Source organism: Pseudomonas sp. Leaf59, from assembly GCF_920984685.1.
GTDB lineage: Bacteria > Pseudomonadota > Gammaproteobacteria > Pseudomonadales > Pseudomonadaceae > Aquipseudomonas.
Genome location: NZ_CAKLBR010000005.1, coordinates 89,886 through 102,039 on the forward strand (window position 1 = coordinate 89,886; position 12,154 = coordinate 102,039).

A 12,154-nucleotide genomic window follows, 5' to 3' on the forward strand; every position below is an offset into this window, starting at 1 on the left:
GCTTGCTGCGGCAAGCCTTTTTCTTTTGTGACTGTTTTTAACCGAGACCTCCCATGACCGAGCCACTGCGCATTGTTTTTGCCGGTACACCCGAATTTGCCGCCGAACACTTGAAGGCGCTGCTTGCCAGCCCTCACGCGATCGTCGCGGTGTACACCCAGCCGGATCGCCCGGCCGGTCGCGGGCAAAAACTGATGCCGAGCCCGGTCAAGCAACTGGCACTTGAGCACAACATTCCCGTGCTGCAACCGCCGACTTTGCGCAACGCCGAGGCCCAGGCCGAACTGGCCGCGCTCAAGCCCGACCTGCTGGTGGTCGTGGCCTACGGCCTGATCCTGCCGCAGATCGTGCTGGATATCCCACGCCTGGGCTGCATCAACAGCCACGCGTCGCTGCTGCCACGCTGGCGCGGTGCGGCGCCGATCCAGCGCGCCGTAGAAGCCGGTGACAGCGAAAGCGGCGTCACCGTGATGCGCATGGAGGCAGGCCTGGACACCGGCCCGATGCTGCTCAAGGTCACCACCCCCATCACCGGCGAAGACACTGGTGGCAGCCTGCACGACCGCCTCGCCGAACTGGGTCCGCCCGCCGTGATCCAGGCCATCGCCGGCCTCGCCGACGGCAGCCTGCAAGGCGACGTGCAGGACGACAGCCTGGCCACCTACGCCCACAAGCTGAACAAAGACGAAGCGCGCATCGACTGGAGCCGCCCGGCCGTGGAACTGGAGCGCCTGGTGCGTGCGTTCAACCCGTGGCCGATCTGCCACAGCACGCTCAATGGCGAGGCTTTGAAAGTGCTGGCCGCTTCCCTGGCCGAAGGCGAGGGCGCGCCGGGTGAAATCATCGGCGCCAGCAAGGACGGTCTGGTGGTCGCGTGCGGTGAACAGGCGCTGTGCCTGAACCGTCTGCAACTGCCCGGTGGCAAGGCGCTGAACTTCAGTGATTTGTTCAACAGCCGCCGTGAGAAATTTTCCCTGGGCACCCTCCTTGGGGTGGCCGCGCAATGAACCCACGTCTGGCCGCCGCCAAGGCCCTGGCCGCCGTCCTCAACGGCAAGGCTTCGCTGAACAGTTCTCTGCCGACCCAGTTGGACAAGGTGGAAGACCGCGACCGCGGCTTCACCCAGGACCTGGCCTTTGGCACCGCCCGCTGGCAGCCGCGTTTGTCCGCGTTGGCGGCCAGACTGCTGCAAAAGCCGTTCAAGGCTGCCGATGCGGACGTGGAGGCGCTGCTGTTGGTGGGCCTTTATCAACTGCTGTACACCCGTGTGCCGGCCCACGCCGCCATCGGCGAAACCGTCGGTTGCGCCGACAAGCTGAAAAAACCCTGGGCCAAGGCGCTGCTCAACGCCGTGCTGCGCCGCGCACAGCGTGAAAGCGAAACGCTGCTGGCCGAGCTTGAGCACGACCCGGTGGTGCGCACCGCCCACCCGCGCTGGCTGCAAAAATCCCTCAAGGCGTTCTGGCCCGAGCACTGGGAAGCCATTTGCGCCGCCAACAATGCACACCCGCCGATGATCCTGCGGGTTAACCGTCGCCATCACCGCCGTGACGCCTATTTGCAGTTGCTGACCGATGCCGGCATTGCAGCCGCCGCCTGTGTGTACAGCATCGATGGCATCGTGCTCGAAGCGGCTGCCGATGTACGCAGCCTGCCGGGCTTCGCCGACGGCTGGATCAGCGTGCAGGATGAAGCCGCGCAACTGGCCGCCGACCTGCTCGACCTCGCCCCCGGCCAACGCGTGCTCGACGCCTGTTGCGCCCCCGGCGGCAAGACCTGTCACATCCTGGAAGTTGAAAAGGATCTGGCCGGTGTCGTCGCGGTGGACCTCGAAGCCAAGCGCCTGGTGCGCGTGCGGGAAAACCTCGCGCGTCTGGGCCTGAGCGCCGAGCTGATTGCCGCCGATGGCCGTGACACCGCCACCTGGTGGGACGGCAAGCCGTTCCAGCGCATCCTGCTCGATGCGCCATGCTCGGCCACCGGTGTGATCCGCCGTCACCCGGATATCAAGCTCACCCGCCAAGCTGACGACATTGCTGCCCTGGCCGTGCTGCAAGGCCAATTGCTCGACGCGCTGTGGCCGACCCTGGAAGTGGGCGGCATTCTGCTCTACGCCACATGCTCCACGTTGCCGACCGAAAACACCGAGGTCATCCAGGCCTTCCTCGCGCGCACCAGCGGTGCGCGCGAACTGGACCTGGCCACCACGGCCGGCATCAAGCAGCCCCATGGCCGTCAACTGCTCGCGCAGGAAGGCGGACACGATGGCTTCTACTACGCCAAACTGATCAAGATCGCCGCCGCGCGCGGCTGAACGGTTTTAAGGGAGTGACCGGATGAAAATCATCATCCTCGGGGCAGGGCAGGTGGGTGGCAGCCTGGCCGAACATTTGGCCAGCGAAGCCAACGACATCACCGTGGTCGACACCGACGCCGAGCGCCTGCGCAACCTCGGCGACCGCCTGGACATTCGCACGGTGCAAGGGCGTGCGTCGTTCCCGACGGTGCTGCGTCAGGCCGGTGCCGACGATGCCGACATGCTCGTGGCCGTGACCAACAGCGACGAAACCAATATGGTCGCCTGCCAGGTCGCCCACACCCTGTTCCACACGCCAACCAAGATCGCCCGCGTGCGCGAAGCGGCCTACCTGACCCGCGCCGGCCTGTTCGACAATGACGCGATTCCGGTAGACGTGCTGATCAGTCCGGAACAGGTGGTCACCCACTACATCAAGCGTCTGATCGAAATTCCCGGCGCCCTGCAGGTGATCGACTTCGCCGGCGGCAAAGCGCAGCTGGTAGCCGTGAAGGCCTACTACGGCGGGCCGCTGGTCGGCCAGCAACTGCGTCAGTTACGCGAGCACATGCCCAATGTGGACACCCGCGTGGCCGCGATTTTCCGCCGCGACCGGCCGATTCTGCCCCAGGGCGACACCGTGATCGAGGCCGACGACGAGGTGTTTTTCATCGCGGCCAAGGCGAATATTCGTGCCGTGATGAGCGAAATGCGGCGGCTGGATGAGACCTACAAGCGCATCGTGATTGCCGGTGGCGGGCAGATTGGTGAGCGCCTGGCCGAGGCCATCGAGAGCCGCTACCAGGTCAAGATCATCGAGATGAGCCCGGCGCGCTGCCGGCATTTGTCCGACACCCTCGACAGCACCGTCGTGCTGCAAGGCAGCGCCTCGGACCGAGACCTGCTGATGGAAGAGAACATCGCCGACGCCGATATCTTCCTGGCACTGACCAACGATGACGAGGCCAACATCATGTCTTCGCTGCTGGCCAAGCGGCTGGGCGCCAAGAAGGTGATGACCATCATCAACAACCCAGCGTATGTCGACCTGATTCAGGGCGGCGATATCGACATTGCGATCAGCCCGCAACTGGCAACCATTGGCACCTTGCTGGCCCATGTGCGCCGTGGCGACATCGTCAGCGTGCACTCCCTGCGCCGTGGCGCGGCAGAGGCCATCGAGGCGATTGCCCACGGTGATTCGAAGTCCAGCAAGGTGATCGGCAAGGCCATCCGCGATATCGGCCTGCCGCCGGGCACCACCATTGGCGCGATCATTCGCGACGAGGAAGTGCTGATTGCCCACGACGACACGGTGATTGCCAGCGGCGACCACGTCATCCTTTTCCTTGTGGATAAAAAACATATCCGTGACGTGGAGAAGCTGTTCCACGTGGGCTTGAGTTTTTTCTGATCGAACGGAGTGGCTGCGATGCTCGAATCCCTGGAAAAAATGCTCGCCAAGGGCGTGGATAATTCACTGCTGCGCTTTGGCTTGGGCAAGGGTTATCTGGACTTGAAGGACAACGCCCGCGCGGCTGAGCATCTGCATAAATGCGTTGAGTTCGATCCAAAGTATTCAGCGGCGTGGAAGTTGTTGGGCAAGGCCCATGCAGGCTTGGGTGATAGCGCTGCAGCGCGGCTGGCGTGGGAGAAGGGCATCGAAGCGGCCCAGGCCCATGGCGACAAGCAGGCCGAAAAAGAGATGACGGTGTTCCTGAAGAAACTCGACCGCCAGATTTAACCTGAACCCAATGTGGGAGGGGGCTTGCTCCCGATAGCGGGGTGTCAGCCAATCTATGGCTAGCTGACAGACCGCCATCGGGAGCAAGCCCCCTCCCACACTGGTTTTGTACCTACCTTGAGTCAATACCAGCGCGCTTCACCCGGCGGGCGTTTCTTGAAGCGCTTCATGCTCCACATGTACTGGCTCGGGTAGGCGCCGACATAACGCTCCACCACTTTGCTCATCGCCGCGCAGGACGTGGCGGTGTCGGTGCTGTACATGTCTTCGGGCGCCGCTTCCAGGATCACTTTGTAGCCCGAGCCATCCGGCAGGCGCAGGGCGTGCAGGAACACGCCCACCGCTTTGTGGCCTGCCAGCATGTTCGGCACGAACTTGCTGGTCAGCGCCTGGGTGGCGAAGAACGGCACGAAAATCCCGGCCGATTCCGCCGGCTCAGGGTCCGCAGGGATACCCACCTGGCCGCCTTTACGCACTTCCTTGATCACGCTGAGAATGCCTTCCTTGGTCGACGCCGCCACGCGGTTGCCCAGCTGTACGCGCTGTTTGCGCAGCAGTTCATCCACCGCCTTGAGCTTGGGCGGACGATAGAAAATGATCGGTTTGCATTGGCTGCAATAGAAGTGATTGAGCACTTCCCAGTTGCCCAGGTGGCTGGTGATGCCGACCACGCCTTTGCCCGACGCCAGCGCCTGGTGCAGCACCTCCAGGCCCTCGACCTCCCGCACCAGATCGATGGAGCGCTGCGCCGGCCAGATCCAGGCGCAGGCACTTTCGGTGAGGGACTTGCCGATGTCCATGAGGCTGCGGCCCACCAGTTGCTCGCGCTCGGCGGGGTCCATGGCCGGGAAGCACTTGGCGAGGTTGATCCGCACCGTGTCGCGGGAGCGGTTGGGGGTTTTCCACATGATCCAGCCAATGGCCGTGCCGACAGCCTGGACAGCGCGCCAGGGCAGCAGGGCAAACAATCGCAGAGCGCCTACCAGCAAGGCGCCTTTAAACTTTTCCACAGGTCACTCCTGATCGTGTGTGGTGCGCAAAGCCGGCATTCTAACCGGCGTTGGCCAGGTCCGCGTAACGGTCGCAGTCCACGGTGTGGTCCATGACCATGCCCGAGGCCTGCATGAACGCGTAGCAGATGGTCGGGCCGACAAAGGTGAAACCGGCTTTCTTCAAGGCTTTGCTCATGGCTTCGGCCTGCGGCGTAATCGCCGGGACCTCACTGCGGTCCTTGAAATGATTGACCTTGGGCGCGCCGTCGACAAACGACCACAACCACTGCACCGGGTCTTCCAGCGCCAGCCAGGCCGCGGCATTGCGCCGGGTGGCGTTGAGCTTGAGACGGTTGCGCACAATGCCCGGGTCGAGCATCAGCGTGTCGATTTCAGCATCGCTCAACTGCGCCAAACGCTGCGCGTCAAAGCCGAACAACACCTTTCGGTAGTGTTCACGCTTGCGTAAAACCGTGATCCAGGACAAGCCCGCCTGGAACCCTTCGAGCAAAAGCAACTCGAACAAGCCCTGCGCATCGCGCAGCGGCGTTCCCCACTCCTGATCGTGATAAGCCATGTACAGCGGATCTTCAGAACACCAAAAGCAGCGTGGCATAAGGCTCCAGGGGATGGTGGCGCGGCCGAATCGGGTATACTCCCGCTCTTTAAATCGCAGCCCAAGTAACAGGTGAATTTCGTGAGCCAGCCTACGCCAGCCGTGCGTACCTTCCAAGACTTGATCCTCGCCCTCCAGCAATACTGGGCCGAGCAAGGTTGTGTGGTACTTCAGCCCTACGATATGGAAGTAGGCGCCGGCACTTTCCACACCGCCACCTTCCTGCGGGCCATTGGCCCGGAAACCTGGAACGCCGCTTATGTGCAGCCCAGTCGTCGCCCGACTGACGGCCGCTACGGCGAAAATCCGAACCGTCTGCAGCACTACTACCAGTTCCAGGTGGTGTTGAAGCCGAACCCGGACAACTTTCAGGAACTGTACCTGGGCTCGCTCAAGCATGTGGGCCTGGACCCACTGGTGCACGACATCCGTTTCGTCGAAGACAACTGGGAGTCGCCAACCCTGGGCGCCTGGGGCCTGGGCTGGGAAGTCTGGCTCAACGGCATGGAAGTGACGCAGTTCACCTACTTCCAGCAGGCCGGCGGCATCGAATGCTACCCGGTCACCGGCGAAATCACCTACGGCCTCGAGCGCCTGGCCATGTACCTGCAAGGCGTGGACTCGGTCTACGACCTGGTGTGGGCAGACGGCCCGTTCGGCAAGGTGACCTACGGCGACGTGTTCCACCAGAACGAAGTGGAGCAGTCCACCTACAACTTCGAACACGCCAACGTCGAGAAGCTGTTCGAACTGTTCGACTTCTATGAAAGCGAAGCCAAGCGCCTGATCGAACTCGACCAGCCGCTGCCATTGCCAAGCTATGAAATGGTGTTGAAGGCGTCCCACACCTTCAACCTGCTGGACGCCCGCCGTGCCATCTCGGTGACCGCGCGCCAGCAATACATCCTGCGTGTGCGCACCCTGGCGCGTTCCGTCGCCCAAGCCTACCTGCTGGCTCGCGCCAAGCTGGGCTTCCCGATGGCTACCCCGGACCTGCGTGATGAAGTGTTGGCTAAGCTGGAGGCTGCACAATGAGTGCTCAAGATTTTTTGGTTGAACTGGGCACCGAAGAGCTGCCACCCAAGGCACTCAACACCCTGGCCGATGCATTCCTGGCTGGTATCGAAAAAGGCCTGCAAAGCGCCGGCCTGAAGTTTGAAGCGAAGAAGGTCTATGCCGCGCCGCGCCGTCTGGCCGTGTTGCTGACCGCGCTGGAAACCCAGCAGCCGGACCGTAGCATCAATCTGGACGGCCCACCGCGTCAGGCGGCTTTCGATGCTGAAGGCAATCCGACTCAAGCGGCCCTCGGGTTTGCCAAGAAGTGTGGCGTCGAGCTGAGCGAGATCGACCAGAGCGGCCCGAAACTGCGGTTCAGCCAGGTGATCACCGGCAAGCCGACCGCCAGCCTGTTGCCGACCATCGTTGAAGATTCCCTGAATGACCTGCCGATTCCCAAGCGCATGCGCTGGGGGGCGCGCAAGGAAGAGTTCGTGCGCCCAACCCAGTGGCTGGTGATGCTGCTCGGTGACCAGGTCATCGACTGCACGATCCTCGCCCAGAAGGCAGGCCGTGATTCCCGTGGTCATCGCTTCCACCATCCTGAAGCCGTGCGCATCACCTCGCCGGCCAACTACGCCACTGACCTGCGTGCCGCCTACGTGCTGGCAGACGCCAATGAGCGTCGCGAACTGATCAGCAAGCGCACCGAAGAGCTGGCCCGCCTGCAGGAAGGCACCGCCATCGTGCCGCCAGGCCTGCTCGACGAAGTGACCGCGCTGGTGGAATGGCCGGTGCCGCTGGTGTGCTCGTTCGAGGAACGTTTCCTCGATGTGCCACAGGAAGCGCTGATCACCACCATGCAGGACAACCAGAAGTATTTCTGCCTGCTGGATGCGGACGGCAAATTGCTGCCGCGCTTTATCACCGTAGCCAATATCGAAAGTACGGACCCGCAGCAGATCATCGCCGGCAACGAGAAAGTCGTCCGCCCGCGCCTGACCGACGCCGAATTCTTCTTCAAGCAAGACAAGAAGCAGAAGCTCGAAGACTTCAACCTGCGCCTGCAGAACGTGGTGTTCCAGGAAAAACTCGGCAGCGTCTACGACAAGGCCGTGCGCGTTTCCAAACTGGCGGCCTACATTGCCCAGCGCATTGGCGGCGATGCAGCCTGGGCGGCGCGTGCCGGCCTGCTGTCCAAGTGCGACCTGGCCACCGAGATGGTCGGCGAGTTCCCTGAGATGCAAGGCGTGGCGGGTTACTACTACGCCCTCAACGACGGCGAGCCGGGCGATGTGGCGCTGGCATTGAACGAGCAGTACATGCCGCGCGGTGCTGGCGCCGAACTGCCAACCACCCTCACCGGTGCGGCCGTGGCCATCGCCGACAAGCTGGACACCCTCGTCGGTATCTTCGGTATCGGCATGCTGCCCACCGGCAGCAAAGACCCGTATGCCCTGCGCCGTGCTGCCCTGGGCGTGCTGCGTATCCTGATCGACAAGAAGCTGGACCTCGACCTGACTCAGGCCGTGGTGTTTGCTGTCGGCCAGTTCGGCGCCAAGGTCAAGCAGGCTGGTCTGGCCGAGCAAGTGCTGGAGTTCGTGTTCGACCGCCTGCGTGCGCGTTACGAAGACGAAGGCGTGGACGTTTCCGTGTACCTGTCGGTGCGTGCCCTTCAACCAGGTTCGGCACTGGACTTCGATCAGCGTGTGCAAGCCGTACAGGCCTTCCGCAAGTTGCCCGAAGCCAATGCCCTGGCCGCCGTGAACAAGCGTGTGTCCAATCTACTGGGCAAGGCCGACAACCTCGGCACCGCCGAAGTCGACCCGGGCCTGTTTGCCGATGCCAAGGAGTTCTCGCTGAACTCGGCCATCGCCAAGGCAGAAAACGCGGTGAAGCCGCTGATCGCCGAACGCAACTACGCCGAAGCGCTTGCGCGTCTGGCCACCCTGCGTGAGCCGGTGGATGCGTTCTTCGAAGCGGTGATGATCAATGCCGAAGATGCCGGCGTGCGGAAAAACCGCTACGCCATGCTGGCGCGTCTGCGTGGACTGTTTATCAACATCGCTGACATTTCCGTACTGGGCTGATCATGTTGAAACTGCTGATTCTCGATCGGGACGGGGTGATCAATTACGACTCCGACGCTTACATCAAGTCGTTGGCTGAATGGATACCACTGCCCGGCTCGATCGAGGCCATCGCGCAGTTGAGCAAGGCCGGCTGGACGGTGGCAATCGCCACCAACCAGTCCGGCATCGCCCGCGGCTATTACGACATTGCCACCCTGGACGCCATGCACGCGCGCCTGCGCACGTTGGTGGCCGAGCAGGGCGGTGAGGTGGGGCTGGTGGTGTACTGCCCCCACGGGCCGGACGAGGGCTGCGACTGCCGCAAACCCAAGCCTGGCATGTTGAAAATCATTGCAGAACATTACAAGGTACCGTTGGCTGGGATATGGTTCGTCGGGGACAGCCTCGGTGACCTGGAGGCGGCCAAGGCCGTCGACTCTCAGCCAGTTTTGGTGAAGACCGGGAAAGGCGAAAAGACCCAGGCGAAAAACCTGCCGGTAGGCACCTTGATTTTTGACGATCTGGCGGCGGTTGCCGCAGAACTTATCAACAACTAGCAGCAGCCCTCGACTTCCTGGCCAAGGACTGTTCGGGAGTGCGCTTTAAACAGGCGGGCCGTGTCCCGCAACGGTAAATGCCGCCATGTCGATTTTGCAGGCCATCAGAACCTTTTTCTTTTACCTGCTGTTGGGCACCAGTTCCTTTCTCTGGTGCACCCTGAGCTTTTTTATCGCGCCTTTCCTGCCATTCAAGGCGCGCTACCGCTTCATCAACGTCTATTGGTGCCGCTGCGCGTTGTGGCTGTCCAAGGTGTTCCTGAACATCCGTTTCGAGGTCAAGGGCGCAGAGAATGTGCCGGATCAGCCTTGCGTGATTCTGTCGAACCACCAGAGCACATGGGAGACTTTCTTCCTGTCGGCGTACTTCTCGCCGTTGAGTCAGGTGCTCAAGCGTGAGTTGCTCTACGTACCGTTCTTTGGGTGGGCGATGGCGATGCTGCGTCCGATCGCCATCGATCGCGACAATCCCAAGGCCGCGCTCAAACATGTGGCCAAAAAAGGTGATGAGCTGCTCAAGGACGGTGTGTGGGTGCTGATCTTCCCCGAAGGCACTCGCGTGCCCTATGGCACCGTGGGCAAATTTTCACGCGGTGGTACCGCGCTGGCGGTCAACGCCAACCTGCCGGTGCTGCCGATTGCGCATAACGCCGGCAAGTTCTGGCCGAAAACTGGCTGGGCCAAACGCCCAGGCACTATCACCGTAGTGATCGGTGAACCGATGTATGCCGAAGGCGAGGGCCCGCGTGCCATTGCGGCGCTGAATGAGCGTGCGCAGGCGTGGAACCAGGCGCAACAGAGGGCAATGGGTTCGTTGCCACCCGAGCCCATCGTGGTGGATACGCCAGTGATATGAGGTTCTGTGGATAACCTGTGTACGGTTTGTTGGCTAATCGGCTTTTTATGCATATAAATATCTGATTTATATACATATTTCACCAGCCAATAAAAAATCGAAAAACGTGCATAAGTTTTTTCGGCATTAAAAAACCGGTCCTTGTGACCGGTTTTTTATGCACAGGACAAAAGCTGTCTCAGCAGTCATCCAGCAGGGGAAGACGCAGACTGAAGGTAGTGCCTTTGCCAAGGGTACTTTCGCAACTGATATGCCCTTTATGCCGTTCAACGACCGCCCTGACCATGGTCAGTCCCAAACCGAGGCCCTCACTGCCCTGAGCGGACTCGAAGCGCCGGTACTGGCTGAACAGCTCGGGCAAATCTTCGGCCGCGATACCTGCACCCTGATCGCTGATATGGCATTCCAGCCAGCCCCGAGTGCTACTGTGGCGCAATCTTACGGTGGTGCCGGAAGGAGAATATTTGATCGCGTTCTCCAGCACGTTGAACAACGCCCGGGTAAGCAGCGATTGATCGGCTGACACCATGCCGTCGTCAGCCTCGTCCAGGTCATGGAGCAGGTGGATGCCCTTGAGTTGAGCGATCACTGCCACTTGATCGAACGCATCCATCACCAGCATCGCGAACAGGGTCGGCTGGAAGTGATAACCATCGGCCTCGGCTTTGGCCAACTGAACAAATGACTCAGTGAGGTTCAGGGCGCGTCGCACCTGTTGCTCGATCTGGGCGAATACCGGGGAACCACCGCTGTGTATATCCAGCAGCGCAAGAATCGCCGAATGGGGCGCACGCAGGTCATGGGACAGGAAGCGCAGCATGGTTTCCCGGTGCTGCTGGGCCTCGCGTTCTTTGCTCAGGTCGGTCAGGCTCAGCAACCAACCCAGGGCGACATCACCTTCTGCAGGTAGCAAAGGCGCAATCTCCATTCGCAAGCTGCGTTGGTGGATATCGCGAAACTCAACGAGCTCGAGCGCCGAAAGGGCAGGGCGCACGCCATTGTGCAGGGGCGGGTAACCCAGGTCCGCCAGTTGCTCAAGCAAATTGTGGCTCACCAGCTCATTGCCGAATACTTCCCGGGCAATGCGGTTGGCCAGTAGGATACTGCCCCGCGGATCAGTAATCAGTGTCGCCACCGGCAAACACTCCAGGCCATCGGCCATGAAGCGGCGGGTGTCACGCGTACGGCTGACGGCCTGCTCGAGCGCAAAGATCCGTCCCTGCAACACATCCCCCTTACTGGCAGGCGCGCGGCGGCGTTCCGGCAGCACTTTGGGTTCATCATCCAGGCGCGCCAGCTCCCAGCCGAAATAGGCGAGCACCGCACTCAAACGGCGCCAATTCCAGATCAGGTAGCTGAGCAGCAATCCAATCAGGCAGGCGCCAGGCGACCACCAATGGCCCATGCGCAACAGGGCCAATGAGCCAAACACTGCAGTGGTCATGCAACCCAGCGTCATCCACGACGCGTATCGCGGCCGGTAGAGCAATAGACCGAGCAGCAAGGCCACCAGCGAGGTCGACATCAGTGCTGCCAGCCAACCGGGCACCTGCGCGATAGTGCGCCCACGCAGCAGACCACCCAGTACGTCGGCCTGAATCTGCATGTCGGCAGAGGACAGCGCGGCGAGCCTGCGAAGGCCGTCATACAACGGATTGTCGAGGGCAAGGAATGGGTTAAGGGATAGATAGGCTGTGAGAGGCAACAACAGTAGGCCTATCCAAAGCCACTCGCGAACCAGGCCGTTGAACAAGCGTTGGGCGTGGGTGGGTTGGCGCTTTTCCGGCTGGCCCCATAGCTTCATCGGTTGGCCACCGCAGGCCGGCATATAGGTGGCAGGCGTGTGATAAGGAATGTCATAGACCTCGGTTTCTCCTTCCAGGCCATGCTCGTCGCAAGCCAACAAGTGGGCGTGATTTGAACCCAGTGAAACGTATTTCCAGTTCACTGAATAGGCTATTCGATACGGGCGTATCGAACCCTCCCGATAATGTGTCGGCCTAACCTTTTACTTGCCAGCAGTAG

11 protein-coding genes are annotated in these 12,154 nt (G+C 61.5%); 8 read left to right on the forward strand and 3 right to left on the reverse strand.

Going from position 1 to position 12,154, the window contains the following annotated elements; all coding sequences use genetic code 11:
* The first annotated feature begins 53 nt into the window (after window positions 1-53).
* From fmt to LUB09_RS07365, 4 genes are read left to right on the forward strand one after another with little or no spacing between them, the layout of a single operon-like run.
* Window positions 54-1,007: a methionyl-tRNA formyltransferase gene (gene fmt, locus LUB09_RS07350; protein WP_231422213.1), complete on the forward strand. Its 954-nt coding sequence runs from the start codon at window positions 54-56 to the stop codon at window positions 1,005-1,007.
* Complete coding sequence (gene rsmB, locus LUB09_RS07355; protein WP_231422214.1) at window positions 1,004-2,314, forward strand: 16S rRNA (cytosine(967)-C(5))-methyltransferase RsmB; 1,311 nt, start codon at window positions 1,004-1,006, stop codon at window positions 2,312-2,314. Before fmt ends, rsmB begins: the two co-directional genes overlap by 4 nt.
* A gap of 22 nt (window positions 2,315-2,336) precedes the next feature.
* Window positions 2,337-3,710: a Trk system potassium transporter TrkA gene (trkA, locus tag LUB09_RS07360; protein WP_209986708.1), complete on the forward strand. Its 1,374-nt coding sequence runs from the start codon at window positions 2,337-2,339 to the stop codon at window positions 3,708-3,710.
* An 18-nt stretch (window positions 3,711-3,728) separates the two neighbouring features.
* On the forward strand, window positions 3,729-4,040 hold the full coding sequence (locus tag LUB09_RS07365; RefSeq protein ID WP_209986705.1) for a hypothetical protein: 312 nt from the start codon (window positions 3,729-3,731) through the stop codon (window positions 4,038-4,040).
* A gap of 122 nt (window positions 4,041-4,162) precedes the next feature.
* Here the strand turns inward: LUB09_RS07365 and LUB09_RS07370 are convergent, their stop codons facing one another.
* Window positions 4,163-5,050: a lysophospholipid acyltransferase gene (locus LUB09_RS07370; RefSeq protein WP_209986702.1), complete on the reverse strand. Its 888-nt coding sequence runs from the start codon at window positions 5,048-5,050 to the stop codon at window positions 4,163-4,165.
* A 40-nt stretch (window positions 5,051-5,090) separates the two neighbouring features.
* Window positions 5,091-5,648 (reverse strand): DNA-3-methyladenine glycosylase I, encoded by a 558-nt coding sequence (locus tag LUB09_RS07375; protein ID WP_209986699.1) that lies wholly within the window; start codon window positions 5,646-5,648, stop codon window positions 5,091-5,093.
* Window positions 5,649-5,729: 81 nt separating this feature from the next.
* Here LUB09_RS07375 and glyQ point away from each other — a divergent pair, with 81 nt between their 5' ends.
* The 4 genes from glyQ to LUB09_RS07395 all read left to right on the forward strand — a co-directional run bounded on the left by glyQ (window position 5,730) and on the right by LUB09_RS07395 (window position 10,129).
* Window positions 5,730-6,683, forward strand: coding sequence for a glycine--tRNA ligase subunit alpha (glyQ, locus tag LUB09_RS07380; RefSeq protein WP_003213601.1), 954 nt, complete (start codon window positions 5,730-5,732; stop codon window positions 6,681-6,683).
* Window positions 6,680-8,734, forward strand: a complete 2,055-nt coding sequence (gene glyS / locus LUB09_RS07385; RefSeq protein WP_209986696.1) for a glycine--tRNA ligase subunit beta — start codon at window positions 6,680-6,682, stop codon at window positions 8,732-8,734. Before glyQ ends, glyS begins: the two co-directional genes overlap by 4 nt.
* A complete protein-coding gene (gene gmhB / locus LUB09_RS07390; RefSeq protein WP_231422321.1) occupies window positions 8,734-9,273 on the forward strand; it encodes a D-glycero-beta-D-manno-heptose 1,7-bisphosphate 7-phosphatase in 540 nt (179 codons plus the stop codon). The genes glyS and gmhB overlap by 1 nt, the downstream gene beginning before the upstream one ends.
* An 85-nt stretch (window positions 9,274-9,358) precedes the next feature.
* A complete protein-coding gene (locus tag LUB09_RS07395; protein ID WP_209986693.1) occupies window positions 9,359-10,129 on the forward strand; it encodes a lysophospholipid acyltransferase family protein in 771 nt (256 codons plus the stop codon).
* Between the two features lie 178 nt (window positions 10,130-10,307).
* Here LUB09_RS07395 and LUB09_RS07400 read toward each other — a convergent pair whose 3' ends face one another.
* Window positions 10,308-12,032: an ATP-binding protein gene (locus tag LUB09_RS07400; protein WP_442964095.1), complete on the reverse strand. Its 1,725-nt coding sequence runs from the start codon at window positions 12,030-12,032 to the stop codon at window positions 10,308-10,310.
* Window positions 12,033-12,154 lie beyond the last annotated feature (122 nt).